Origin of the sequence: Microbacterium sp. 2RAF4 (assembly GCF_052115285.1) — a bacterium.
Lineage (GTDB): Bacteria > Actinomycetota > Actinomycetes > Actinomycetales > Microbacteriaceae > Microbacterium > Microbacterium oxydans.
In genome coordinates this window covers 189,838-214,603 of record NZ_JBFRGI010000003.1, presented here as the reverse complement: position 1 = coordinate 214,603, position 24,766 = coordinate 189,838, and the positions used below count along the sequence as shown (strand labels likewise).

20 protein-coding genes and 1 pseudogene are annotated in these 24,766 nt (G+C 69.9%); 12 read left to right on the top strand and 9 right to left on the bottom strand.

Annotated features, from left to right (window positions below):
- Positions 1-85: 85 nt before the first annotated feature.
- Complete coding sequence (locus AB4070_RS14535; protein ID WP_441980730.1) at positions 86-925, bottom strand: IclR family transcriptional regulator; 840 nt, start codon at positions 923-925, stop codon at positions 86-88.
- A gap of 88 nt (positions 926-1,013) precedes the next feature.
- Here AB4070_RS14535 and dhaK point away from each other — a divergent pair, with 88 nt between their 5' ends.
- The 8 genes and pseudogenes from dhaK to AB4070_RS14495 all read left to right on the top strand — a co-directional run bounded on the left by dhaK (position 1,014) and on the right by AB4070_RS14495 (position 9,256).
- Positions 1,014-2,006 carry a dihydroxyacetone kinase subunit DhaK gene (dhaK, locus tag AB4070_RS14530; RefSeq protein ID WP_441980729.1) on the top strand — a complete coding sequence of 331 codons (993 nt, stop codon included), beginning with the start codon at positions 1,014-1,016 and terminating at the stop codon, positions 2,004-2,006.
- Entirely contained in the window at positions 2,006-2,647 is a 642-nt protein-coding gene (gene dhaL, locus AB4070_RS14525) for a dihydroxyacetone kinase subunit DhaL (RefSeq protein ID WP_441980728.1), read from the top strand. The genes dhaK and dhaL overlap by 1 nt, the downstream gene beginning before the upstream one ends.
- Positions 2,647-3,345: pseudogene (locus tag AB4070_RS14520) on the top strand (HPr family phosphocarrier protein); the annotation flags it as partial. The gene dhaL and the pseudogene AB4070_RS14520, both read left to right, overlap by 1 nt.
- Positions 3,346-3,519: 174 nt before the next feature.
- Positions 3,520-5,166 (top strand): phosphoenolpyruvate--protein phosphotransferase, encoded by a 1,647-nt coding sequence (ptsP, locus tag AB4070_RS14515; protein ID WP_441980890.1) that lies wholly within the window; start codon positions 3,520-3,522, stop codon positions 5,164-5,166.
- A gap of 231 nt (positions 5,167-5,397) precedes the next feature.
- Positions 5,398-6,609 (top strand): hypothetical protein, encoded by a 1,212-nt coding sequence (locus AB4070_RS14510; RefSeq protein WP_441980727.1) that lies wholly within the window; start codon positions 5,398-5,400, stop codon positions 6,607-6,609.
- A gap of 136 nt (positions 6,610-6,745) precedes the next feature.
- Positions 6,746-7,174 carry a hydroxyphenylacetyl-CoA thioesterase PaaI gene (gene paaI, locus AB4070_RS14505; protein WP_441980726.1) on the top strand — a complete coding sequence of 143 codons (429 nt, stop codon included), beginning with the start codon at positions 6,746-6,748 and terminating at the stop codon, positions 7,172-7,174.
- A 23-nt stretch (positions 7,175-7,197) separates the two neighbouring features.
- Positions 7,198-8,517, top strand: coding sequence for a phenylacetate--CoA ligase PaaK (gene paaK / locus AB4070_RS14500; RefSeq protein ID WP_441980725.1), 1,320 nt, complete (start codon positions 7,198-7,200; stop codon positions 8,515-8,517).
- 100 nt (positions 8,518-8,617) lie between these two features.
- Complete coding sequence (locus AB4070_RS14495) at positions 8,618-9,256, top strand: TetR/AcrR family transcriptional regulator (RefSeq protein WP_441980724.1); 639 nt, start codon at positions 8,618-8,620, stop codon at positions 9,254-9,256.
- Between the two features lie 21 nt (positions 9,257-9,277).
- Here AB4070_RS14495 and paaZ read toward each other — a convergent pair whose 3' ends face one another.
- From paaZ to AB4070_RS14470, 5 genes are all read right to left on the bottom strand, one after another.
- The gene (gene paaZ / locus AB4070_RS14490) at positions 9,278-11,359 is read right to left on the bottom strand and encodes a phenylacetic acid degradation bifunctional protein PaaZ (protein WP_441980723.1); all 2,082 of its coding nucleotides are present in this window, start codon (positions 11,357-11,359) and stop codon (positions 9,278-9,280) included.
- A gap of 11 nt (positions 11,360-11,370) precedes the next feature.
- Positions 11,371-12,255 carry a 3-hydroxyacyl-CoA dehydrogenase family protein gene (locus tag AB4070_RS14485; RefSeq protein ID WP_441980722.1) on the bottom strand — a complete coding sequence of 295 codons (885 nt, stop codon included), beginning with the start codon at positions 12,253-12,255 and terminating at the stop codon, positions 11,371-11,373.
- Positions 12,252-13,022, bottom strand: a complete 771-nt coding sequence (locus AB4070_RS14480; protein ID WP_441980721.1) for an enoyl-CoA hydratase/isomerase family protein — start codon at positions 13,020-13,022, stop codon at positions 12,252-12,254. Before AB4070_RS14480 ends, AB4070_RS14485 begins: the two co-directional genes overlap by 4 nt.
- Positions 13,022-14,212 carry a thiolase family protein gene (locus AB4070_RS14475; protein ID WP_441980720.1) on the bottom strand — a complete coding sequence of 397 codons (1,191 nt, stop codon included), beginning with the start codon at positions 14,210-14,212 and terminating at the stop codon, positions 13,022-13,024. Before AB4070_RS14475 ends, AB4070_RS14480 begins: the two co-directional genes overlap by 1 nt.
- A gap of 117 nt (positions 14,213-14,329) precedes the next feature.
- Positions 14,330-15,649 carry an MFS transporter gene (locus tag AB4070_RS14470; protein ID WP_441980719.1) on the bottom strand — a complete coding sequence of 440 codons (1,320 nt, stop codon included), beginning with the start codon at positions 15,647-15,649 and terminating at the stop codon, positions 14,330-14,332.
- Between the two features lie 254 nt (positions 15,650-15,903).
- On the opposite strand from AB4070_RS14470, the gene AB4070_RS14465 reads away from it, so the two are divergent.
- Positions 15,904-17,178: a sensor domain-containing protein gene (locus AB4070_RS14465; RefSeq protein WP_441980718.1), complete on the top strand. Its 1,275-nt coding sequence runs from the start codon at positions 15,904-15,906 to the stop codon at positions 17,176-17,178.
- A gap of 33 nt (positions 17,179-17,211) precedes the next feature.
- Here AB4070_RS14465 and AB4070_RS14460 read toward each other — a convergent pair whose 3' ends face one another.
- The 3 genes from AB4070_RS14460 to AB4070_RS14450 are packed head-to-tail and all read right to left on the bottom strand — an operon-like array spanning position 17,212 to position 20,794.
- Entirely contained in the window at positions 17,212-18,654 is a 1,443-nt protein-coding gene (locus tag AB4070_RS14460; RefSeq protein WP_441980717.1) for a dihydrolipoamide acetyltransferase family protein, read from the bottom strand.
- On the bottom strand, positions 18,651-19,679 hold the full coding sequence (locus AB4070_RS14455; protein WP_441980716.1) for an alpha-ketoacid dehydrogenase subunit beta: 1,029 nt from the start codon (positions 19,677-19,679) through the stop codon (positions 18,651-18,653). The genes AB4070_RS14460 and AB4070_RS14455 overlap by 4 nt, the downstream gene beginning before the upstream one ends.
- A complete protein-coding gene (locus AB4070_RS14450; RefSeq protein ID WP_441980715.1) occupies positions 19,676-20,794 on the bottom strand; it encodes a thiamine pyrophosphate-dependent enzyme in 1,119 nt (372 codons plus the stop codon). The genes AB4070_RS14455 and AB4070_RS14450 overlap by 4 nt, the downstream gene beginning before the upstream one ends.
- Before the next feature lie 151 nt (positions 20,795-20,945).
- On the opposite strand from AB4070_RS14450, the gene AB4070_RS14445 reads away from it, so the two are divergent.
- From AB4070_RS14445 to AB4070_RS14435, 3 genes are all read left to right on the top strand, one after another.
- Positions 20,946-21,383, top strand: a complete 438-nt coding sequence (locus AB4070_RS14445; protein ID WP_441980714.1) for an Lrp/AsnC family transcriptional regulator — start codon at positions 20,946-20,948, stop codon at positions 21,381-21,383.
- Between the two features lie 181 nt (positions 21,384-21,564).
- Positions 21,565-23,241, top strand: coding sequence for a DUF222 domain-containing protein (locus AB4070_RS14440; RefSeq protein ID WP_441980713.1), 1,677 nt, complete (start codon positions 21,565-21,567; stop codon positions 23,239-23,241).
- A gap of 59 nt (positions 23,242-23,300) precedes the next feature.
- Entirely contained in the window at positions 23,301-24,740 is a 1,440-nt protein-coding gene (locus AB4070_RS14435; RefSeq protein WP_441980712.1) for an aldehyde dehydrogenase family protein, read from the top strand.
- Positions 24,741-24,766: the final 26 nt, after the last annotated feature.

The following is a 24,766-nucleotide window of genomic DNA, read 5'->3' as shown; positions in this document are numbered from 1 at the left end:
GCGAGACGGTGGTTTCGTCGTCGGCCGGGTTTCCGTCGTTGGCCGGGTTTCCGTCGTTGGCCGGGCTTCCGTCGTCGGCCGGGTTTCAGTCGTCGGCGGGCGCGATGCGCGGGGGCCAGGCGGTGGCGCCGAGCTCGCGTGAGATGTTGCGTGCCGTCTCGCGCAACGCGTTGAGGATCGCATCCGATGCCGGCGCTTGCGACGTGGGCAGTACGACGGCGACCGCGGCGACGATGTCGTTCGACGCGTCCGCAACGGGGGCGGCGATCGAGGACTCGCCGAGGACGGCCTCGTCGAACTCCCCGGCCATGCCGCGTTCGGCGATCGACGGCAGCTCCAACGTCAGGCGTGCGACGTCGGTGACGGTGTCGCCGGTGAGGCTGCGCAGCGGCTGCGCGAAGACGCTCTGTTGGAACCCGGGGTCGTAGGCGAGGAGCACTTTGCCCATCGCCGAGGCGTGGGCGGGGATGGCGACACCGGTCTCGAGCATCTGCTGGCTGTCGTCGGGGCGCAGGTTGTGGTGGATGACGAGCACATCGGTGAAGTGCGGAGCGCCCAGGCGCACGGACAGGTCGGTGCGGCGTGCCAGCTCCTGCGTCCACCGCATGGCTCTGGCGCGCACGTCGAGGGTGTCGAGATAGACGTTGCTCAGGCGCAGCAGCGTGGGTCCGAGCATGTAGCGCTGGCCACCCCGCTCTTTCGCGACCAGACCGTGCGCGCGCAGCGACTTCACGATTCCGTGCACGGTCGACGGCGGTAGGCCGAGGGCTGCAGAGAGGTCGGTGATGCCGAGGTGGCGTGCTCCCTGGAGCAGTTCGAGGATCTTCGCCGCGCGGTCGATCGCCTGGATCACGGGGAGGGTCTCCTTCCGGTGCGTCGTCGAGCCGGTGTCGATGGAGCCGGGCTTCACGATTGATCTTGACAACCCGGCAGGCTCCGAGCATATTCGACATTAACGAATTGCTTTCGGATTTTTGCGAAAGAGTCCGCGAAGGATCAAAGGAGATCGAACGATGAAGAAGCTCATCAACGCCCCGGAAGACGTTCTCGTCGAATCGCTGAGAGGCGTCGCGCTCGCTCACCCCGAGCTCTCCGTCGACCTGGAGAACCACGTCATCACGCGCGCCACGCCCAAGGCGCAGGGCAAGGTCGCGATCGTCTCCGGCGGAGGCTCCGGCCATGAACCGCTGCACGGCGGTTTCGTCGGCACCGGGATGCTGGACGCCGCTGTCGCCGGTGAGATCTTCACCTCTCCGACTCCCGACCGCGTGCAGGTCGCGACCAAGGCCGTCGATCGCGGAGCGGGCGTGCTCCACATCGTGAAGAACTACACCGGTGACGTGCTGAACTTCGAGATGGCGGCCGAGCTCGCCGCCATGGACGGCATCGAGGTGGGCAGCATCACGGTGGACGACGACGTCGCCGTGCAGGACTCCCTGTACACCGCAGGACGCCGCGGGGTGGGCCTCACCGTGCTGCTCGAGAAGATCCTCGGCGCGGCAGCGGAGGAGGGGCGCGACCTCCCGGCCGTGGTCGAGCTGGCGAAGAGGGTGAACGGACAGGGCCGCTCGATGGGGATGGCCCTCACCAGCTGCACGGTGCCCGCAGCGGGCAAGCCCACCTTCGACCTTCCGGACGATCAGATGGAGATCGGCATCGGGATCCACGGGGAGCCGGGTCGGCATCGCGAACCCCTCGCCCCGGCCTCCGAGATCGCCCGGCAGCTCGTCGAGCCGATCCTGGCCGACATCGACGCCGCCGGCCCTGCGATCGTGATGCTCAACGGCATGGGCGCGACCCCGCTGATCGAGCTGTACCTCATGTACGGCGAGGTCGCTGCGCTGCTCGAGAAGGCCGGAGTGCAGGTCGCCAGGAACCTCGTCGGAAACTACATCACCTCGCTTGACATGGCCGGGTGCTCTGTGACCCTGCTCAAAGCCGACGATGAGCTGCTGCGGCTGTGGGATGCCCCGGTGAACACCCCCGGTCTGCGATGGGGCGTCTGATGGCTGCGGTCGACACCACGCTGCTCGCCGACTGGATCGCCCGCTTCGGCGCCGCCGTGACGGAGAAGCGCGACTGGCTCACCGAACTCGACTCGGCCATCGGAGACGCCGATCACGGGGCCAACATGGCTCGGGGAATGGGCGCTGTCGGCGAGAAGCTGTCCGCGGGGACACCGGCAACGGTGGACGAGCTCCTGAAGACGGTCGGGATGACGCTGGTGAGCTCGGTCGGCGGAGCCAGCGGGCCTCTGTACGGCACGTTCTTCCTCCGCATGGGCATGACCGCAGGTGCCGTGTCCGACCTCGACGGTGCGGCTCTCGCGGCCGCCCTGAGAGCGGGGCTCGATGGTATCGTCGCCCGCGGCAAGGCCGAAGCGGGGGACAAGACCATGTTCGACGCGATGTCACCGGCGGTCGAAGCGATGGATGCCGCGCTCGCCGCGGGCGCCTCCGTCTCCGACGCCGCCAGAGCCGCTGCGGATGCCGCGACGGCGGGGCGTGACGCCACCCTGCCTCTCGTCGCCCGCAAGGGCAGGGCGAGCTACCTGGGCGAGCGCAGCGCCGGACATCTCGACCCCGGGGCGGCCTCGACGGCCATCCTCTTCGAGACGCTCGCCGACACGATCGAGGACAGCGCCTGATGATCGGCATCGTCGCCGTCTCCCACAGCGCACGGCTCGGGGAGGCGGCGCTGGAGCTCGCCCTCCAGATGGTCCACGACGGCGAGGTGCGGGTGCGGGTCGCCGCCGGAGCGGGGGTCGACGCCGAGGGCGTGCCGATCCTCGGGACGGACGCCGTCGCGGTGTCCGCCGCCATCGATGAGCTCGCGACGGAGTGCGACGGGGTGCTCGTGCTCATGGACCTGGGCTCAGCCGTGCTCAGCGCCGAACTCGCGGTGGAGCTGCGTGCGAGCGACGTGCCTGTCCGGCTCGCTCCCGCGCCCTTCGTCGAGGGGCTTCTCGCCGCCGTCGTGTCCGCTGCGGCAGGCGGATCGCTCGACACCGTGGCGGCTGAGGCCTCGACGGCTCTGGCGGCGAAGACCGGTGCGCTCGGCGTCGAGGAGGCGCACGAGGCGGAGACCTCCGATGCTCCGAAGGGCGATGGCGCGCAGGTGCGACGAGTGCGGGTCCGCAACCCGCAAGGGATCCATGCGCGTCCCGCGGCGTTGATCGCGAAGGCGTCGTCCGGCGCGGACGTGCGCCTGCGTCGGCTCCCCGACGGCCCCGACGCGTCGGCCGCGAGCCTGACGCGGTTGCTCGTGCTCGGTGCGCGGCAGGGGGACGAGATCGAGCTGACCGCACGGGGCGAAGGGGGCGAGGAGGCGCTAGATCGCCTGGTCGCGCTGTTCGACGACGGCTTCGGGGAGGGGACCGAGGAGACCGGACCCGACGGCGACGCGACTTCTACGGCGATCGCGCCTGCACCTGCACCCGCACCCGGTCCGCGGACGCGCGCCGATGAACCGACGCCGGGTGAGCAGGAGGAGCCGACGCGAACCGTCGCACCGGGCACCGTGCTCCGCGGGCGCGGGGTGAGCTCCGGCCGGGTCGCCGCCCCCGTCGTCCATCTGGCACCGCCGCTTCCCGAACCCGATCCGGACACGCTGGTCCCTCCCGCCGACCGCGACTCCGAGGTGTCGGCGATCGAGTGGGCCGCCGTCGCGGTCGCCGATCAGCTCCGCTCTCGCACCGCGCAGGCGACGGGGGAGACCAAGGCCATCCTCGATGCCTCGCGCCTGCTGGCCTCCGACCCCGAGCTGGTGTCCGAGGCGACGGCTCTGGTGCGGTCGAAGGGGCGCACCGCCGCGCGTGCGGTCTGGGAGACCGCGGTCGTCCACGAGAAGGCCCTCGCCGCGCTGGGGGGTCGGATGGCCGAGCGCATCGCCGACATCCGCGATGTGCGCGACCGGATCATCGCCGAGATCCTCGAAGTCGACATGCCGGGTGTCCCCGAGCGCGACGATCCCTTCGTGCTGGTGGCCGCCGACCTCGCTCCCGCTGACACCGCTCTGCTCGCCGGGGGTCGATGCGTCGCCCTCGTCACGGTCCAGGGCGGACCGACCTCGCACACGGCGATCATCGCGCGCTCCCTGGGGCTGCCCGCTGTCGTCGGTGTCGCCGACGCCCAGGCGATCCCGGTGGGGACGATGGTCCTCGTGGACGGCGACCGCGGCACAGTGGAGGTCGCCCCTGCGGAATCCCGCATCGCAGAAGCGCGTGCCTCGGCGAACACCGTCGGCTTCGATGGCGTCGGAGCGCTCTCGGACGGGCACCGCATACCGCTGCTCGCCAACGTCGGAGGGGCGGCGGACGCGAAGGCGGCGGCCTCGGCGCATGCGGAGGGCGTCGGACTCTTCCGCACCGAGTTCTGCTTCCTCGACCGCGCCGAGGCGCCGAGCGTCGACGAACAGGTCACCGCCTATCGCGGGGTGCTGTCCGCCTTCCCGGGGCGCAAGGTCGTCGTGCGCACCCTCGACGCGGGGAGCGACAAGCCCCTTCCCTTCGCCAACTCCGACAGCGAGGACAACCCCGCGCTCGGCGTACGCGGGCTGCGGATCGCCCGACGCCGCCCGCAGCTGCTCGATGATCAGCTGGTCGCCCTCGCGCGGGCGGCCGCGGCGGAAGCGGCGGAGGTCGAGGTGATGGCTCCGATGGTCGCGACGGTCGACGAGGCCGGGGACTTCGCCGAACGCTGTCGGTCCGCGGGGCTCGACAGGGTCGGCATCATGATCGAGACCCCGTCGGCGGCGCTGCTCGCCGCGGAGCTGTTCGAGGTCGTCGATTTCGTGAGCCTCGGCACCAACGACCTCGCCCAGTACACGATGGCGGCGGATCGGCTGCTCAGCGATCTGGGCGACCTCAACGATCCGTGGCAGCCCGCAGTGCTGCGACTCATCGCAGCCGTCGGTGCTGCAGGTCGGGCTGCCGGGAAGCCGGTGGGCGTCTGCGGCGAAGCAGGAGGCGACCCCGCGCTCGCTCCGGTCCTGATCGGTCTCGGGGTGACGTCGCTGTCCATGGCCTCGCGCTCGATCGGTCGCGTGGCCGCGCGGCTGCAGGAGTTGTCCGTCGCCGACTGTCGACGGGCCGCAGAAGCGGCGATCAGCGCGATCTCCGCAGGCGCCGCGCGAGCAGCCGCCTCCTCGGCTCTCGACGGGGGCTGAGCGAGACGAGTCCTCCCTCGTCGTATGCGCACCTCGGCATGCGTTTCGTTCCATTCTGATATCGACATGATCCGGACGCGTGAGCGCGCTGGCGCCGGCCCTAGGCTCATCAGCGAGGGGGCGTCGATCGCGGCGTCGCGAGCAATCGGAGGGTCCATGTCCGCACGGTGGTCGTCACGAACTGTCCTGGGAGTGCTCACGGCGGGGGCGATCATCGCCCTTTCGGGATGCGTGCCCGCACCGCAAGCCACACCGAAGCCCACTCCGGTGACCGAGAGCCCGGCCCCGGCGCCGTACGACGGTCCGACGGTGTTCGTCGGAGACCAGCTCGACTGGTTCCTGCCGAGCGCCGACGAGATCGCCGGTCTCCTCCCCGACGTCGGCGACGTGGGGTCGCCGTCACCGTCGCTGATCCAGATCTCTGACGGCGGCGGTCCCGAGCTCTCGCCGGCGATCTGCAACTTCTTCCTCTATGAGCCTTCTCTGACGTCGATCGGTGCGCGTTCGGTCACCTGGACCAGCTCCCTCCCCGATGGAAGGGACGGCTGGATGCACGTGCTCCAGTTCGCGGATGAGGCGATGGCGCAGGGATTGATGGACCGCTACGTCGAGGTGGCGAAACAGTGTGCGGACTTCACGTACGGCAGCGGTGCGTCGACGTTCGACTCGGCCACGCTCGACTCCGGTGACGGGATCCGCGCCGTCGCCGGAGCATTGGTGATCGACGACGGTTTCGGCGGCGGGCATCGGCTCTACCAGGGGTATGCGTCAGTCGGCAACGTCCTCGTGAACTTCTGGCAGCCGTTCACCGGCGATGCCGCCTTCGACGCCGAGCGAGCCGCCGCGTTCCTGCGCGACCAGGCGTCCGACGGTCGGTCGCGGCTGATCGAGGAGTTGACCACGAACCCGCCGGCGCCCGCAGCGACGCCGCCCGCCGTCGACCCCGCTGCGGCGTGGAGCACCTGGCAGGTGAGCGCCACAGGGATCGGGCCGATCGTCCTCGGCTCCGACCTCGACGAGGTCATCGCGGCGGTCCCGGGAGCGACCGTGATCAGGCCGGAGTGGGACGGAGGACAGACGCGGATCGTCAGTCCGGACGCTTCCGCCTCTGTGCTGCTCTGGACCGACGCGGGCGACTCCGTCGTCGATGCCGCCTCCGTCGGCTTCGCGAACGTCGGGAACGAGCCCCAGGAGGATCCTGCCGCGTTGCCGACGGCAGGCGAGGTGCGGATCGGCGACACCGTCGGCGAGGCCGAGGATGCGTTCCCCGGGGGCACGGCGATCCGCATCGTGTCCTCCGGCGAGTACTTCTATCAGTGGGCGACGCGCGAGGGGGCGGCGATCCGGTTCCGCGTCGATCGCGACGCCGGCGACCCGAGTGCCGTGATCACCGGCATCCTGATGGAGGATGCGACTCTGCGCCGGCTTCCGGACTTCGGCTGAGGGGTTCGTCCACAGGCCGGGATCCCGGAGCGGACGAGGCTGACCTGCTTGACTAACTGAACGATCGGTCGGTTAGTATGAGCGGATCGGGTGCCGCAGGTGCAGCGCCCCAACCCGCTCGACGAGGAGGTCGACGATGACGGAAGCGACGGCGCTGACGACGGATGATGTGCGCCCGAACCGCGCGATGATGGAGCGCGACCGCGCCTCTGCCTCGCTGGGCCTCGTCGTCGAACGTGATGACCCCGGCCACGCGGTCGTCTCGATGCGCGTGCGGGACGACATGACCAACGGCTTCCACATCACCCACGGCGGCTTCGTCTTCGCCCTGGCGGACACCGCCTTCGCGATCGCCTGCAACGAAGACGACAGGGTCACCGTGGCCGCCGGCGCGGACATCTCGTTCCTGAAGCCGACCGTCTCGGGACAGACCCTCACCGCCACCGCTGTCCGACGGTCGCTCAGCGGCCGCTCCGGCATCTACGACGTGACCGTGGTCGACGAACGGGGCGATCCCGTCGCCGAGTTCCGCGGGCGCTCCCGCACCACCAGCCAGACCTTCTGAATGCACCGGAGAACCTCGTGTCGATGACGACCGCAACACCCTCCCATGTCCACCCGCCCGCATCCGTCGAGCTCGACGCGGAAGAGCGGATGACCCGCGACGAGATCGCCGCGCTCCAACTCGATCGGCTCCAGCAGACCGTGCGACATGCCTATGCGAACGTGCCTCTCTACACGCGCAAGTTCGATGAGGCCGGCGTGCACCCGGACGACATCCGCACACTCGACGACGTGCGGCTGCTTCCCTTCACGACAAAGGCGGATCTGCGCGAGACCTATCCGTTCGGGATGTTCGCTGTGCCGATGTCCGACGTCGCTCGCATCCACGCCTCCAGCGGCACCACGGGCCGCCCCACGGTCGTCGGCTACACCAAGGGCGACCTCGAACGTTGGGGCTCGCTGGTGGCGCGGTCGCTGCGGGCCAGCGGCATCCGCCCCGGCATGAAGGTGCACAACGCCTACGGCTACGGACTGTTCACCGGTGGGCTCGGCGCGCACGCGGGCATCGAAGCACTCGGCGCGACGGTCATCCCGATGTCGGGCGGCCAGACCGCACGTCAGGTGCAGCTGATCCTCGACTTCGAGCCGGATGCGATCCTGTGCACACCCAGCTATCTGCTGACGATCGCCGATGCGATGGTCGCGCAGGGGGTCGACCCCCGCACCACCTCGTTGAAGGTCGCGGTTCTCGGAGCGGAGCCGTGGTCGAACGAGATGCGTCACGAGCTCGAGCAGCGCCTCGGTATCGACGCGCTCGACATCTACGGTCTCAGCGAGGTGATGGGGCCCGGTGTGGGCAACGAGTGCCTCGAGACCAAGGATGGTCCGCATGTGTGGGAGGACCACTTCCTGCCGGAGATCATCGATGGAGAGAGCGGCGCCGTGCTGCCTGACGGCGAACTCGGGGAACTCGTGTTCACCTCCCTGACCAAGGAAGCGTTCCCGGTCATCCGCTATCGCACCCGCGACCTCACCCGCCTGCTTCCGGGGACGGCGCGGCCCGGGATGCGGCGGATGGAGAAGATCACCGGCCGCAACGACGACATGATCATCCTGCGCGGCGTGAACCTGTTCCCCACACAGATCGAGGAGCTGGTGCTGGGGATCGAGCAGCTGACCCCGCACTTCATCCTCGAGCTGTCGAAGGAGGGGCGCATGGACACGCTGAAAGTCCGCATCGAGCGTCACCCCGACCTGTCCGTCGACACCTGCCGCAGCGCCGCAGAGGTGCTCGCGCAGCGGATCAAGATCTTCGTGGGGTCGACGGTGGCCGTCCAACTCGAGGAGCCGGGAGCGCTGCCCCGGAGCGAGGGGAAGTACAAGCGGGTGTACGACCTGCGCTGATGCGGACATCGATGCGGGGTGTGACGCGGGGAGCCGTCGCGTCCGCCTCGCGGTCGCCGCTCCTGCCCGCGCGCCGCTTCGGGTGGGAGACTGTGGGGTGATGTCCGAGATGCAGAGCACGCGACGAGGCCGACCGGGATACGACCAGCAGGGGATCCTCGCCGTCGCCGTCGCCGCTTTCAACGAGTACGGGTACGACGCCACGTCGATCGGGATGCTCGCCGAGCGCCTCGGTCTGTCGAAGTCGGCGATCTACCATCACTTCGCCTCGAAGGACGAGATCCTCGACCTCGCTCTGGATGCGGCGCTGAGCGGCCTGGAAGCCGTCGTGGACGGTCCGATCCCCGAAACTGCCGACCAGCGGCCATCGAGCGCGGTCGACAGGCTCGAGCATGTGCTGCGCGGCGCCGTCCGGGTGCTCGTGAAGCAGCTGCCGGCCGTCACACTGCTGCTGCGGGTGCGGGGCAACACCGAGGTGGAGCGCAGGGCTCTCATCCGTCGCCGCGCGTTCGACCGTCGGATCACTGCTCTCGTGTCGGAGGCGCAGCGGGAAGGGGAGCTGCGAGCCGACATCGACGCGAGTGTGGTCGCGCGTCTGGTGTTCGGGATGATCAACTCGATCGTCGAGTGGTATCGGCCCGGTGGGCGCGAGGGCGCCGACCGTCTCGCCGACGACGTGGTGGCCATCGCCCTGGACGGCTTGCGCACAGACGACGAAGCCGGAGCCGCGGTCGTCTGACCGAGGCTCCGGCGCTCAGCGTCAGACCGCCGCACGCTCCTTCGCCACCAGGGTGAGCACGTCGTACGTGGCCACGATGTCGTCGTGCTGGTTCTTCAGCACCGCATCCCACCGCACCTCCCCGTACTCGTCGGTCTCCCTTGGCGTGATCTGCTTCGCGGTCAGCTCGACCCTGATGTCGTCACCGGGGGAGACGGGCGTGACGAATCGCAGGTTCTCGAGCCCGGAGTTCGCCAGTACGGGACCCGGCGCCGGGTCGACGAACAGCCCCGCCGCCCACGACACCAGCAGGTATCCGTGCGCCACGCGTCCGGGGAAGAACGGATTCGCGGAGGCAGCGTCCTCGTCCATGTGCGCGTAGAACGTGTCGCCGGTGAACGCCGCGAACGTCTCGATGTCGTCGAGGGTGACCGTGCGCGAGCCGCTGGCCACCTGATCGCCGACGTGCAGCTCGGCCAGCGACTTGCGGAACGGATGCACGCCGTCGTCCTGTTCGTACGGGCGCGAGCTCGCACCCTGGTGCCAGACTCTCGTGAGCGCGGTCAACATCTCCGGGGAACCCTGCACCGCGGTGCGCTGCATGTGGTGCAGCACCGCCCGGATGCCGCCGAGCTCCTCGCCTCCGCCCGCGCGGCCCGGACCACCGTGCACGAGGTTCGGGAGTGGGGAGCCGTGCCCCGTCGAGCTGCGGGCGTCGTCCCGGTCGAGGAAGAGGACGCGCCCGTTGTAGGCGGCCATGCCGGTGGCGAGGGTGACGGCCACCTCGGGGTCATGCGTCGCGACACTCGTCACGAGTGAGCCGCCGCCGCGAGCCACGAGGCTGCTCGCCTCGTCGAGCGTGCGGTAGCCGACGATGCTCGACACGGGTCCGAACGCCTCGATCTCGTTGACGGCGGGGCTCGTCGGATCGGGGAAGCGCAGCAGCATCGGCGCCACGAAGGCGCCGTCGGGGGCTGCTCCTTCGGTGCCGTCGGCACGGCGGACGACCGGCGCATCGGTCGTGCCGATCACGAGTTCGCCGCCGCCGGCCTGCAGGCGGTCGACCTGACGCAGCACCTCCTCACGCTGCGCGGTGGAGGCGAGCGGACCCATGGTCACCCCTTCGGCGCGCGGGTCGCCGAGGATCACGCGCGACGACAGCCGCTCGCGGACCGCGGCGATCACGTCGTCGACGGCTTCCTCCGGCACGATCGCCCGGCGGATCGCTGTGCACTTCTGCCCGGCCTTCGTGGTCATCTCGGCGACCAGCTGCTTGACGTACGCGTCGAATTCCGGCGTGCCGGAGACGGCATCCGTTCCGAGGACCGACGCGTTGATCGAATCGGTCTCGCTCGTGAAGCGCACCCCTCCCGTCTGCACGGCATCGTGGGCGCGCAGGCTCTCGGCGGTCGACGCGGAGCCGGTGAAGGCCACCAGATCGCCCAGCCGCAGTTCATCGAAGAGACCGGGCACGCTGCCGGAGACGAGCTGCAGCGACCCGTCGGGGAGGAGTCCGGATTCCACCATCACGCGCACCATGGCCTCGGCGAGGTATCCGGTGGGGGTGGCCGGCTTCACGACGGTGGGGACGCCGGCGAGGAACGCGGGTGCGAACTTCTCGAGAGACCCCCAGACCGGGAAGTTGAAGGCGTTGATCTGCACGGCGACGCCGCGGAGTCGCGTGTAGATGTGGCGGCCGAGGAACGAGCCGTCCTTGGAGAGGTTCTCGACGCCCCCGTCGACGTACACCTTCGCGTTGGGCAGCTCGCGCCGGCCCTTGCTCGAGTACGCGAACAGCACGCCGATCCCGCCGTCGATGTCCACCCAGGAGTCCTGCGCGGTGGCACCGGTGCGGCTGGACAGCTCGTACAGCTCGGCCTTGCGCTCGGTGAGGGTGAGGGCGAGCTGCTTGAGCAGTACGGCGCGCTGATGGAACGTGAGCTCTCCCAGCGATGCCTGCCCCGCGGTGCGCGCGTGGTCGAGCACCGCACCCAGGTCGAGTCCGTCGGTCGAGACACGGGCCACGACCTCGCCCGTTGAGGCGTCACGGACATCCGTGGCCTCGGCGTCGGACGACGGTGTCCACCATGCTCCCTCGACGTAGCTGGGGAGGATCCCGGTCATCGGTGTTCCTTTCACGAGTGTTCCCTTCCTGAGGCGTCCCATTCGTAGAAGCCGCGTCCGCTCTTGCGGCCGAGGTGGCCTTCGGCGACCAGGCGTCGCAGCAGGGCCGGAGGTTCGAAGCGCTCACCCAGCTGCGCGGAGAGGTATTCGGCGATGCCCAGGCGCACGTCGAGGCCCACCATGTCGGTGAGTCGCAGCGGACCGACGGGGTGCTTGTATCCGAGCGTCATCGCGGCGTCGATGTCCTCGGCGGAGGCCACACCTTCTTCCAGCATGCGGATCGCTTCGAGCCCGATCGCGACGCCGAGGCGGGACGACGCGAATCCGGGAGCATCGGCCACGACGATCGGTGTCTTGCCGATGGCGGCCACCCAGCCGCGGGCGGCATCGACGAGCGCGGGAGCGGTGCTCGCACCATGGACGATCTCGACGAGGGTGGAGGCCGGCACCGGATTGAAGAAGTGCATGCCCAGCAGCCGCGAGGGGTGATCGAGCACCGCGGCCAGCTCATCGATCGAGATGGACGAGGTGTTCGAGGCGATGGTGGCGTCCGGCGCGATCTGCGCCTCGACCCGGCGGAGCGCGTCGACTTTGAGGGCGAGGTCCTCCGGTACGGCTTCGACGACGAGCGCGCACTGTGCGAACAGGGCGGCATCCGTGCCCGTGGTCAGGCGCGCCCGATAGGCCTCCGGGGATTCGAGGGCCGTGCCGCGTGCGACCGAGGCTTGGATGGACTCGAGCACGCGTGCTGTGGCGGCCTCCGCCGCGTCGGCATCTCGTTCGACGATGCCGACCTGGGAGCCGGCGAGCAGGAAGGCGTGCGCGATGCCCGCGCCCATGCGTCCGCCGCCGAGCACCCCCACCTGTTCGGGCGCGATGAACGTGCTCTCGGTCATCGGTCTCTCCGTTCGAGGAAGTCGGTCATCCGTCGGAACTTCTCCGGGCTCTCGAAGAGCTCGGCCTGGGCTTCCAGGTCGGCGGCGGGGTGGTGGTCGCGGGGCGCCCGGAACACCCGCTTGGTCGCGATGGTCGCTGCGGGGTCGTTGCGGGCGATGCGGTCGACGATGGCGTGGGCGGCCGGCAGCAGGTCCGTCGTCTCGTGGATCGCCGAGACCAGCCCGATGCGCAGCGCCTCCTCTGCCTTCACCGTGCGACCCGTGAGCAGCAGCTCGATCGCCCTGGAGTCGCCGACGATCTCCTTGAGACGCCAGCTCGCGCCGGCCGCTGCGAGGATGCCCAGCCCGGTCTCCGGGTTGCCGATCGCGAGCGTCGGCGTCCCGATGCGGATGTCCGCCGCGTAGGCGAGCTCGGCTCCACCGCCGAGCGCGTAGCCGTCGATCGCCGCGATGACGGGCATCGGCAGCTCTGCGAGCCGGACGAACGCGTGAGCGTTGATCCCGCGCAGCGCGTCGGCGGCACGCCGTTCGCGCAGTTCGGCGATGTCGGCGCCCGCCGCGAACACCCCGCCTGCGCCGGTGAGGATCAGCGGGAGCGGCACGGCCTCCAGATCGGCGCACAGTGCGTGCAGCGCGTCGATCGTGGCCTGGTCGATCGCGTTGCGCTTGTGCGGTCGGTTGAGGGTGGCGACCACGCGGTCGTGGCGCCTTTCGACGACAAGGGGCTCATCGTGCGCCGGAGCATCGCCGAGGGGAGACCGCAGCATCACACCTTCTCCACGATCAGAGCAGCGCCCTGGCCGACGCCGACGCACATGGTGGCGAGTCCGTAGCGGGAGCCTTCGCGCTCCATGCGTCCGAGAAGCGTGACCAGAAGGCGGGAGCCGGACGAGCCGAGCGGGTGACCGAGCGCGATCGCTCCGCCGTCGGTGTTCACCAGGGATTCGTCCAGCCCGAGGCGTCGGATGCAGGCGATGGACTGGGTGGCGAACGCTTCGTTGAGCTCGATCGAGCCGATGTCGTCGATGGAGAGGCCGGCGCGTCGCAGCGCCTTCTGCGTGGCGGGCACCGGTCCGAGGCCCATGATCTCGGGCGCGAGTCCTGCGCTGGTGCCGACGACGATCCGCGCCCGCGGCGTCAGCCCGTGACGCTCGACCGCGTCGGCGCTCGCGACCATGATCGCGGAGGCACCGTCGTTGAGCGCGCTGGAGTTGCCGGCGGTGACGACCTGACCGCCCGCGACGACGGGCCGCAGCCGGGCGAGGGCTTCGAGCGTCGTCTCCGGACGGGGGCCCTCGTCGACGAGCACCTCACCCGAGCCGACGGGGACTCCGACGATCTCCGCCTCGAACCGTCCGTCTGCGATCGCCGCGGCGGCCCGCCGCTGCGAGCGCAGTGCGAACGCGTCCGCCTCTTCGCGTCCGATGCCGTCGACACGCGCGACCTCCTCCGCCGTCTCCGGCATCGTGTACGTCGTCTTCTCACGGGCCAGGAGTCGCGGGTTCGGGAACCGCCAGCCGATCGAGGTGTCGAACGCGGCGCCGGGCTTCGCCCATGCCTTCTCCGGCTTGGCCTGCACCCAGGGCGCGCGCGTCATCGATTCGACGCCGCCGGCGATGACGAGGTCTGCGTCGCCGGCACGGATCGCCTGAGCCGCCATCGTGACGGCGGACATGCCGGAGGCGCACAGCCGATTGACCGTGATGCCGGGGACGCTGTCGGGAAGGCCGGCGAGCAGGACCGCCATCCTGGCGACGTTGCGGTTGTCCTCTCCCGCCTGGTTCGCGGCGCCGAGGATAACCTCGTCGATCTCCGCCTGGAGGGGGTCGACTCCTGCGCGTCGCGCGGCCTCGCGGACGACGATCGATGCGAGGTCGTCGGGACGGACGGAGGCGAGGGCTCCACCGTAGCGACCGACCGGGGTGCGTACACCTCCGACGAGGTAGGCCTCGGGCATGCGGAACTCCTGACTGCGTTGTCTCGGCCGTGGTCCGGACGATCGGTCTCGAATTACTGACCGATCGTCCGGTAATTATGTCACAGGTGCGGCTGGTGCCGCGATCGGGCGGCGGCGTCAGCTGAGCAGGTCCACGCCCTTCGTCTCCTTGACGAGCGAGACGCCGATCAGCGAGATCACGGATGCCACTGCAATGTACACGCCGATCGTCCAGGCCGCGTGGAACTGGTTCATCAGCGCCTCGGCGATCATCGGCGCGAACGCTCCGCCGAGGATCGCACCGAGGGCGTAGCCGATGGAGACACCCGAGTAGCGCACGTTCGCGGGGAACATCTCCGCGTACAGGGCGGCCTGCGGGCCGTACGAGAGCCCGAGTGCGAACGTCATGACGAAGAGCGCCACGAAGTACCAGAGGATGTTCGCGGTGTCGATGAGGAACCACATCGGCACCGCCCAGAGCGCGAGCGCCACGTAGCCGATCTGGAACGTGCGGATGCGGCCGAGCCGGTCCGACAGGTGTCCACCCCACAGGGTGAAGATGAGCCACCCGAACGAGGCGAGGGTGGTCGCCAGCAGCACCGGGGGACGGTCCATGCCGAGGGTGGTGACGGCGTAGGTCGCGAAGAACGCGATGAGCAGGTACCCCGCCGCGTTGTTCGCGATGAAGATGATCGCGGTGAGGACGACCTGCTTGGTGTTCTGGCGGAAGAGCCGGCTCAGGGGGGCGGATGCCTCCTTGCGACGGCGCCGCAGATCCTCGAACACCGGGCTCTCATCGACCGCGCGTCGGATCACGTAGCCGACCGCGATGAGCACGATCGAGAGCAGAAAGGGGATTCGCCAGCCCCATTCGAGGAAGGCCTCAGGCGACATCGAACTGGTGAGCACCCACAGGGTGGAGGTGGCGAGGATCATGCCGACGGGGACGCCGATCTGCGGGAACGCCCCGAAGAGTCCTCTGCGGCTGTTCGGCGCGTGCTCGACGGCCATCAGGGCGGCTCCGCCCCATTCACCGCCAGCGGAGAATCCCTGCACGATGCGGAGCAGGATCAGCAGGATGGGCGCGGCTACGCCGATCGCGGCATACGTCGGAAGGAGGCCGATCAACGAGGTGGACAGGCCCATCATGATGAGCGTGAGCACGAGCATCTTCTTGCGACCGAGCTTGTCGCCGAGGTGGCCGGCGACGATCGCCCCGAGCGGGCGGAAGAGGAAGGAGATGCCGATCGTCGCGAACGAGAGCACCTGGGCGAAGCCGGGGTTCTCCTCTGCGATCGGAGCCAGGAAGAGGGGCGCGAGCACCAGCCCTGCTGCTTGCGCGTAGATGAAGAAGTCGTACCACTCGATCGATGTGCCGACGAGGGTGCCGGCGAGCACGCGCCGTTCTTCGGCGGGCATCCGAGTGGATGGGGTGCGGTCGGAGACTGCTGACGTCATGCGAACTCCATTGTTCTGCGATTCCGGGGGAGAGAGCGCTGTGCGGCGCTCGTGACTTTCATAACCGAATGATCGGTCAGTAATTGCCGAGCGTACCGCATCGGGGTCACGTGGAACGTATGCGTTCAAGGGCATGCGATCGGTCTCGGTCTGATCTCGACACGGTCGCTCCTCTCGCGCCGTCGAGTCCGGGAACTCTACGATCAACGCAGGGGGCGCCGGATCGGCGCTGTATGACACAACGGAGGGTTCGCATGGCGCGTTCTGGAATCGCTCGCATCCACGTCGGAGGAATAGCGGTCGCCGCACTTCTCGTGCTCTCCGGCTGCGCGCCGGGGGCCGATCCCGAGCCGACCGCTGCTCCGGAGACGACGTCGCCACCGGAGCCCTATGCGGGACCCGCGATCTTCGTCGGTGAGGAGCTGGAAGGATTCCTGTTCACCGCCGACGAGATCGGCTCGCTCCTCCCCGGCTCGACCGACATCGGTGAGCCGTCCTCCGTGCTCGAGCAGATCTCCGATGGCGGCGGCCCGGCGATCGTCCCGGAGGTCTGCGGCGCGCTGTTCGCCGAGCAATCGTTGTGGAGCGTCGGGTCGCGCAACGTGTCGTGGACGACGACGGCCGACTCGGACTATCGCTTCGGGCGGATGCTTGCTCTCCAGTTCGCCGATGAAGCGCATGCACAGGCGCGACTGGACCAGCTCGTCGACGCGGCGGCACAGTGCGCGAGCTTCGACTACAACGGCCCTGCCTCGTTCGAATCCGTCACCCCCGAGGCCTCGGACAACGTGCGCGCCCTGGCCGGCACGTTGACGCTGCCGGAGATCGAGGGGGGATGGTCGACGTTCAGTGCCTACGCCGCGGTCGGGAATGTTCTCGTGCAGGTGTCGCAGTCGCTCGACGGAGAGGCCCGGCCGGATGCCGAAGCCGTCGCGGAGAAGCTCCAGGAGCGAGCGGAACAAGCGCGCGCCGCGTTGATGGAGAAGCTCACCGAGAACCCTCCGACCGAGCAACCGGAACCTGCTGAGAATGCCTCGGCACCCTGGGGCGACTGGATGATCACGACCGGCGGTGTCGGGCCGATCCACCTCGGAGACCCGGTCGACGAGGCGATCTCTGCGGCGCGAGCGGCGCAGGTGATCCCCCCGCCCTTCCCGGGCGACCCCTCGAAGCTCGTGAACGAGGCGGGCACGAGCTCGATGCTCGTCCAGGCGACCGAAGACGGCGCGGCCGTCGCATCCATCACCGTCGGCGACGCCCGCTCCGTCGCCGGGACGACTCAGGTCGGCGCGGACCTCCCGGCGGTCGACGGACTTCGGGTGGGGGCTCCGGTCGCGGACGCGGTCGCGGCGTTCCCGCAGGGCACGACGGTCTCCGTCGTCTCCTCAGAGGAGCATTGGTACGACATGGCGTCGCGCGATGGTCGCTTGCTGCGGTTCCATGCCGATCGCGACGTCGAGGAGCCGGGGGCCACGATCATCGGCCTCACGGTGGAGGACGCCACGAAGCGTCCGCTCGTGTTCGGCTGACCCGGAGGTACGGCTCAACCGAGCGCGCAGCGCCTACACCCTCCCGAACGCACGCAACGGATGCTCGATGAGTTCGGTCACCCGGCGCAGGAAGCCTGCGGCGTAGCCTCCGTCGCATACCCGGTGGTCGAACACCAGCGAGATCTGCACGACGCGGCGGGCGACGATCGCTCCGTCCACGACCCACGGGCGCTCGATGATCCGGCCGATGCCGAGGATGGCCACGTCGGGATGGTTGATGATCGCGGCCGAACCGTCCACGCCCAGACCCCCGTAGTTGTTGAGCGTGAAGGTCGATCCCCGCAGCCGCTCCGGTGGCATCGTGCCGGAGCGAGCCGTGGTGGTGAGTTCGCGCAGTGCCGTGTCGAGCTGGGTCACAGAGAGGGCATGGGCGCGGGGCACGACCGGGACGAGGAGTCCTCGGTCGGTGTCGGCGGCGATGCCGAGGTTGACGCCGTCGAAGGCGAGGATCTCGTCCCCGTTCTCGCTGAGGCGCGACGCCAGCACGGGGTAGTCCTCCAGCGCGAGCAGGACGAAGCGGGCGAGCAGCGCGGTCACCGACGGTGCCTTGCCGCCCTCCGGAGCCATACGCGCACGCAGATCCCACAGCTCGGTGGCGTCGACATCCACCCAGACCGTGGCCTCGGGGATCTCGGACCGGCTGCGGGAGAGCTTCGCGCTGACAGCCTTGCGCAGCGGCGACATCCGCTCGCGTGCGCGCACCTGGAGGCCGTCGACCGTCTCGCCCGTTCCGGTTCCCTCGCCCGTTCCTGCGCCTGTTCCTGTCGTCGTCCGGCCGCTGCGGCCGGCGGAAGCGCCGACCGCCTGGTCCACCGCGCCGTCCACCGCGGCACGCAGCACGTCGGCGCGGGTGATGGCGCCATCGGCGCCGGTCGCGGCGATCGAGTGGACGTCGAGGCCGAGGTCCCGCGCGAGACGACGCACGAGCGGTGAGCGGACGGCGACCGGGCGCCGCTCGGACGATCCATAAGGGGGAGTGTCCACAGGCGTACCCGATGCGGAGTGGATCGTCGTCGATGCGACGGGAGGTCGCCGACGGCCCTTGCTCGGACGCGCGGTGGTGCCGTAGCCGATGAGGACGTTCCCGGAGCCCGCGCGCTCTTCCTCGCGGTACACCTCGTGCTCGGGCTGAGCCGGTGACGCGGGAGTCGCCGGTGCAGGGGGAGCCACCGCGGACGAGGGGGAGGGCGGGGAATCCGCCACCTCGAGCACGGGTGCACCGACGTCGATCGTGTCCCCGGCGGTGCCGTGCAGTGCCGTGATGACGCCGGCGAACGGCGACGGCAGCTCCACGATGCTCTTCGCGGTCTCGACCTCGGCGATCGGCTGGTCCGTCGTGATGGTGTCGCCGACCGCGACGAGCCACTGCACGAGTCCGGCCTCGGTCAGGCCCTCGCCGAGGTCGGGCAGTCGGAACACCCGTGTGCCGGTCTGGGGCTGCACCGGAGTGCTCATGCTTCGTCCTCCCAGTGCAGGGTGTCGATCGCATCGAGCACGCGGTCGACGTCCGGCAGGTACCAGTGCTCGAGCTTCGGAGGTGCGTAGGGGGTGTCGAATCCGGTCACCCGTCGCACGGGCGCCGCCAGGTATTCGAAGCAGCGCTCGAATACGCGTGCCTGAATCTCGGAGGCGACGCTCACATAGCCCGGCGCCTCCGCGATGACCACGGCGCGGCCTGTCGACTTCACGGCGGCCGTGACAGTGGCGTCGTCGAACGGCGAGAGGGAGCGCACGTCGACGACCTGCACGCTCCGCCCTTCCGCAGCGGCCACCTCGGCGGCCTCCAACGCGAGCGGCACGGACGAGCCGTACGCGAGGAGCGTCACATCCGTGCCGTCACGGGCGATGCGGGCCGAGCCGAGCTCCGCGGTGACCGAGGTGTCGACCTCGCCCTTGCTCCAGTACAGCTTCTTGGGCTCGAGGAAGATCACCGGGTCGGGCGAGGCGATGGCCGCGCGCAGCAGGGAGTACGCGTCCTGTGGGGTGGCGGGGCTGACGACCGTGAGGCCCGGGGTGTGGGCGTAGTAGGCCTCGGACGAGTCGCAGTGGTGTTCGACGCCGCCGATGCCGCCGCCGAACGGGATGCGGATCACCAGCGGCATGCGCATGCCGCCGCGCGTGCGATTGCCGAGCTTGGCGACATGGCTCACGACCTGCTCGAACGCGGGGAGGGCGAAGGCGTCGAACTGCATCTCGATCACGGGGCGCAGTCCGTTCATGGCCATCCCCACCGCGGTGCCGACGATCCCGGACTCCGCGAGCGGGGTGTCGAAGCATCGGTCCTCGCCGAAGCGTGCGGTGAGTCCATCCGTGATGCGGAAGACGCCGCCGAGGGCTCCCACGTCCTCGCCGAAGACCACCACGTCCGGATCCGACTCGATGGCGTCGGCCAGCGCCCTGTTCAAGGCGGCGGCCATGGTCATCGTGCTCGTCGTGGCGGCTTCGCTCTCGATGCGCGTGTCGTCCTGTGCGATCGTCATCGGTGGCCTCCGGTCGTGGCGTGCTCGACGTCGGTGAGACGCGAGCGTTCGATCTCGTCGCGCAGCAGGTGCCACTGCTCGTCGAGCTGCGGGGAGCGGGTCGCGGTCACGAAGCGGAACAGGTCTTCGGGATCGAGGTCTGCGTCGGTGTTCAGCGCTGCCCTCATCGCGGTCGCGATCTCCTCGGCGCCCGAGGCGAAGCGCTCTTCCGTGGCGGTGTCCAGCGCCCCGGTCGCAGTGAGATGCGCGCGCAGGCGGAGGAGCGGGTCGCGGGCGAGCCAGGCCTGCACCTCTTCGCGCTCGCGGTAGCGGGTGTCGTCGTCGGCGTTGGTGTGCGCCTGCATGCGATAGGTGTGCGCTTCCACCAGGGAGGGGCCGCCGCCCGCACGTGCGCGGTCCACGGCCTCGGTGAGCACCGCGAGGACCGCAGCCACGTCGTTGCCGTCGACGCGCTGCCCCGGCATGCCGTAGCCGACCGCCTTGTGGGCCAGGGAGGGCGCGGCGGTCTGTCGGGAGAGGGGCACCGAGATGGCGAACTCGTTGTTCTGCACGAAGAACACGACCGGGACGTGGAACACCGCGGCGAAGTTCATCGCCTCGTGGAAGTCGCCCTCGCTCGTGGCGCCGTCGCCGCAGAGCGCGAGCACCACGGTGTCCTCGCCGCGGTGCTTCGCCGCCTGAGCGAAGCCGACCGCGTGCAGGAGCTGTGTCGCGAGCGGGGTGGCCTGCGGGGCGACGCGGTGCGAGCGCACGTCGTAGCCCGAGTGCCAGTCGCCCTTGAGGAGCACCATCGCCTCAGCGGGAGCGATGCCGCGGGCGATGACGGCGACCGAGTCGCGGTACGTGGGGAAGAGCCAGTCGGTGTCGCCGAGCACCATCGCCGCGGCCACCTGACAGGCCTCCTGGCCGTGCGACGACGGGTAGACCGCGAGACGGCCCTGGCGGACGAGCGCGCCGGCCTGGTCGTTGATGCGTCGGCCTTCGACGAGCCCGCGGTAGGCGGCGAGCAGGACGTCGGCGGCGGGGAGCGCGTAGGCCTCGTCGGGGAGGGTGGTCCCGTCCTCGTCGATCAGTCGTACCGCGGTGTCTCGCGGGAGCATGTCATGGGGGTGCATCCGTCCGCCTTCCTTGCCGAACTCGATGAGGACAGCATGCCGCGTGTGCGACAGTCATCCAAGATCGACCGCGCAATCGTGGACGATTGTGCCCGGCGTGCCACAATGGCTTCCGAAGTGTCAGCATTTCCCCGAATGAGAGAGGGGTGCCATGGCGGCGCTCGACGACACGGATCGCGCGATCCTCGCGGAGCTGCGGCGGGATGCGCGCGCGTCGATGACCGCGATCGCCGAGGTGGTGCACATCTCGCGCGCGGGAGCGCACGCGCGAATCAAGCGCCTCACCGACGCCGGGGTGATCACGGGGTACACGGTGCGCACCGACCCCGTGCTGCTCGGACACCACGCGAGCGCCTATGTGACGCTCGCGATCGAGCAGGCCACGTGGCAGGACGTGAGCGCGCGGCTCAGGGCGATCCCCGAGATCGAGCACATGGCTCTGGTCGGAGGCGATTTCGACGTGCTGCTGCTCGTGCGCGCCAACGACGCCCGCGACCTCCGCCGCATCGTGCTGGAGGACATCCAGGCGATCCCGTCAATCCGCTCCACGCGCACGATCCTGATCTTCGAGGACTCCGACCTCGTGTGAGGGTTCTCTCCCGGACGCGACGGGGGAGGCGCGGTCGTGGCATACAGATGCTGCGGTGTTGTGGAGTATTGATCGCGGGTCTCTGCGCATGCAGGAGGAGTCGCTGGAGCGTACTGGAATATTGCTCTGAACGGGGATTATCCGGCGTGTGAATGTCGGTGGCCTTCTGTTGAATCGTCCTATGAAAAGCACCCCGGCAGCGGTTCTCGACGACACGGTCGTCGCTCTCGATACCGTGCTGCGATCCGGCGCGGTGGGCGCTCTCGAGGCGGGAGAGACGATGGACCTGCTGCGGCTCGCCGGGGAGATCCAGCGACGCGTGGAAGCCGTGGTCGTGGAGGCGGTGGCGAGCGTCGATCCGCGTCCAGCGGGATCGGCGGAGCCGAACTTCTCCGGGCGATTCGGTTGCCGCTCGATGAACGAGGTGCTGCAGCGCGTCCTCCGCACGGACGCGGCGGGGGCCGCACGCGTGGTGAAGGCGGCGCGGCTCGTCCGCCGGGAGGTCGACCTCTCCTCCGGGGAGTGGCTGCCGGCACGGTGGCCGGCGCTGCGCGAGGCCCTCCTCGACGGGGCGATCGGGGTGACGGGGCTGCTGGCCGCGACCGGGCCGATCGAGCAGGCAGGTCCGCGCGTGCGCGGCGCTGACCGGTGGGAGGCTGACGCGCGTCTGGCGCAGGTGGCTTGTGGCCAAGAGAGTTGTGACGGCGAGAGCAGCGACGACGACCGGAACAGCGACGGCGACGAGAATAGCGACGACGAGAACGGCGACGAGAACGGCGACGACACGCTCGCAACGCGCGACGGGTACGGGATCGGTCCGGCACCGACACCCGAGGATCTGCGGGTGCGGGCTCAGATGATCGTGCAGTACCTCGATCCCGACGGCGCGGAGCCGGCGGAAGACATCGCGTTGCGGGCTCGCGGCGTGGTGCTGGGACGCGCCAAGGACGGCGTCATCCCGGTCCGCGGCGCGCTGCTGCCGGAGGTCGCGGAGCAGCTGCAGCGGATCTGGGACGCGTATCTGAACCCGAAGGTCGACGGTCCGCCGCTTCCCGGCGTCCACTTCGTGCCGTCCGCGGAACTCGACGACACGGGGAGTCCGTCTGCCCCGGTGTCCCCGGATGAGGATGTGCTCCCGTCCGGGGACCCCGGCGGGATGATCGACGGGCGCACGCGGGCACAGAAGCAGCATGACGCTCTCGCGGCGGCCCTGGGCATCGCGGCCCGACACGACGAGATGCCGCGGCTGGGCGGTGCTGCCCCGACACTCGTGGTCACGGTCGGTGCCGAGGATTACGCCACGCGGCGGGGCCGGGCGCGGGTCGAGGGCGTCGAAGCGCCGGTGTCGACTCGGGTAGCCGCACACACGGCATGCGGAGGGACGGTCCAGCGGGTCGTATACGGGGCTGGAGGAAGGGTCGTCGGGCTCGGGTCTAGCGACCGGATCTTCACTCCCGCGCAGCGCCGCGCGATCGGCGTGCGAGATCGCGAGTGTCTCATCCCCGGGTGTCACGTCCCGACCGCCTGGTGCGAGATCCACCACGTCACGGAGTACGCGCGTGGGGGGCCCACCCACACCGACAACGGGGTCACGCTGTGCTGGCACCATCACCGCACGTTGGACACCTCGGGCTGGCAGATCCGCATGCGTGGGGGAGTGCCGCAGGTGCGAGGGCCGGCCTGGTGGGACCCCGCGCGCCGATGGCGCACCCCGCGACCGGCGACAGGGACTCGATCCGATCGCGGCAGACCTGGTCGCCGCGCACCTGCCGCACCTGCCCGCGGGCGCATCGTTCGCGCGAGGACATCTTCGGCGCGCTCCGCGACAAGTGCGGCGGGAAGGGTCATCCGAGAATGAGAGGAAGACCGACGGCCACTCCGCCATCGGTCAGCGCCACGCTCGAAGGAGAGACACCGATGTCCGATTCCGCAGCTTCCGCAGCCGCCGCGCTGCTCGACCGCATCCAGGCGCCGGAAGGCGAAGGCCGTGAGATCCCCGATGCTGCGACCCGCGAGGTCATCGGCCGTGCGCCCGTCGCCGCCGTGGACGACCTCGACGACGCGATCGCCCGTGCGAAGGCCGCGCAGCCCGCGTGGGAGGCGCTCGGACACGAGAAGCGGAGCGAACTGCTCCTGGCCGCGGCCGACGCGATCGATGCGAACGCCGAGGGTCTGGCGTATCTCCTGTCGCGGGAGCAGGGGAAGCCGCTGAACGGCCCGAACGCGCGGTTCGAGCTCGGCGCCTGCTCGGCGTGGCTGCGCACCAATGCCAGCACCGTGCTCGAGTCGCAGGTGCTCGTCGACGACGAGACGCTGCACGCCGAGCTCGTCTACAAGGCGGCCGGTGTCGTCGGAGCCATCGGGCCGTGGAACTGGCCGCTCATGATCACGATCTGGCAGATCGGGCCGTCGCTGCGGATGGGCAACACGGTCGTCGCGAAGCCCAGCGAGTACACCCCGCTGAGCGTGCTCGCGATGATCGCGGTGATGAACGAGGTGCTGCCGGAGGATGTGCTGATCGGCGTCTCCGGAGACCGTGAAGTGGGCGCTCGCCTCGCGTCGCACCCCGACATCGCCAAGATCATGTTCACCGGCTCGACAGCGACCGGTCGCCGCATCATCGAGAGCTCCGCGGGCAACCTCGCCCGCCTCACACTCGAACTGGGCGGCAACGACGCCGGCATCGTGCTTCCCGGCACGGACGCCGCGGCCATCGCCGAAGACCTCTTCTGGGGTGCGTTCATCAACACCGGACAGACCTGCGCGGCCATGAAGCGCCTCTACGTGCACGACTCCGTGTACGACGAGGTCGTTGACGCGCTCGCCGCGATCGCCGAGCAGGTGCCGATGGGCAACGGCCTCGACGAGGGCAACGTGCTCGGACCCCTGCAGAACCACCCGCAGTTCGACATCGTCAGCCGCCTGGTCGACGATGCGAAGAGCCGCGGCGCCCGGATCGTCACCGGCGGCGAGCCGGCATCCGACCTCGGCGAGCTGTTCTACCGTCCCACGATCGTCGCCGACATCGACAACGATGCGGCGCTGGTGCAGGAGGAGCAGTTCGGTCCTGCGCTCCCCGTCATCCGCTACAGCGACGTCGACGAGGCCTTCGCGCTCGCGAACGCCCTCGACGTGGGTCTCGGCGCCTCGGTGTGGGCCAGCGACCCGGAGGAGGCCCGCGCCGTCGCCGCGCGCATGCAGTCCGGCACGGTGTGGATCAACTCGCACGGTGGGCTGCACCCGATGGTGCCGTTCGGCGGGGTGAAGAGCTCGGGCTACGGGCTGGAGTTCGGCGTCGAGGGACTGAAGTCCGTCGCCGTCACCCAGGTCGTCTCCGGCCCCGGCCGGAAGGCCTGAGCGTGGCCGCGGCGAACAGCGGCGGG

Excerpts from the sequence above, each read along its gene's own strand:
- dhaK (WP_441980729.1), top strand. The coding sequence starts at position 1,014 with ATGAAGAAGCTCATCAACGCCCCGGAAGACGTTCTCGTCGAATCGCTG.
- dhaL (WP_441980728.1), top strand. The coding sequence starts at position 2,006 with ATGGCTGCGGTCGACACCACGCTGCTCGCCGACTGGATCGCCCGCTTC.
- paaI (WP_441980726.1), top strand. The coding sequence starts at position 6,746 with ATGACGGAAGCGACGGCGCTGACGACGGATGATGTGCGCCCGAACCGC.
- paaK (WP_441980725.1), top strand. The coding sequence starts at position 7,198 with ATGACGACCGCAACACCCTCCCATGTCCACCCGCCCGCATCCGTCGAG.
- AB4070_RS14495 (WP_441980724.1), top strand. The coding sequence starts at position 8,618 with ATGTCCGAGATGCAGAGCACGCGACGAGGCCGACCGGGATACGACCAG.
- paaZ (WP_441980723.1), bottom strand. The coding sequence starts at position 11,359 with ATGACCGGGATCCTCCCCAGCTACGTCGAGGGAGCATGGTGGACACCG.
- AB4070_RS14485 (WP_441980722.1), bottom strand. The coding sequence starts at position 12,255 with ATGACCGAGAGCACGTTCATCGCGCCCGAACAGGTGGGGGTGCTCGGC.
- AB4070_RS14480 (WP_441980721.1), bottom strand. The coding sequence starts at position 13,022 with ATGCTGCGGTCTCCCCTCGGCGATGCTCCGGCGCACGATGAGCCCCTT.
- AB4070_RS14475 (WP_441980720.1), bottom strand. The coding sequence starts at position 14,212 with ATGCCCGAGGCCTACCTCGTCGGAGGTGTACGCACCCCGGTCGGTCGC.
- AB4070_RS14470 (WP_441980719.1), bottom strand. The coding sequence starts at position 15,649 with ATGACGTCAGCAGTCTCCGACCGCACCCCATCCACTCGGATGCCCGCC.
- AB4070_RS14465 (WP_441980718.1), top strand. The coding sequence starts at position 15,904 with ATGGCGCGTTCTGGAATCGCTCGCATCCACGTCGGAGGAATAGCGGTC.
- AB4070_RS14460 (WP_441980717.1), bottom strand. The coding sequence starts at position 18,654 with ATGAGCACTCCGGTGCAGCCCCAGACCGGCACACGGGTGTTCCGACTG.
- AB4070_RS14455 (WP_441980716.1), bottom strand. The coding sequence starts at position 19,679 with ATGACGATCGCACAGGACGACACGCGCATCGAGAGCGAAGCCGCCACG.
- AB4070_RS14450 (WP_441980715.1), bottom strand. The coding sequence starts at position 20,794 with ATGCACCCCCATGACATGCTCCCGCGAGACACCGCGGTACGACTGATC.
- AB4070_RS14445 (WP_441980714.1), top strand. The coding sequence starts at position 20,946 with ATGGCGGCGCTCGACGACACGGATCGCGCGATCCTCGCGGAGCTGCGG.
- AB4070_RS14440 (WP_441980713.1), top strand. The coding sequence starts at position 21,565 with ATGAAAAGCACCCCGGCAGCGGTTCTCGACGACACGGTCGTCGCTCTC.
- AB4070_RS14435 (WP_441980712.1), top strand. The coding sequence starts at position 23,301 with ATGTCCGATTCCGCAGCTTCCGCAGCCGCCGCGCTGCTCGACCGCATC.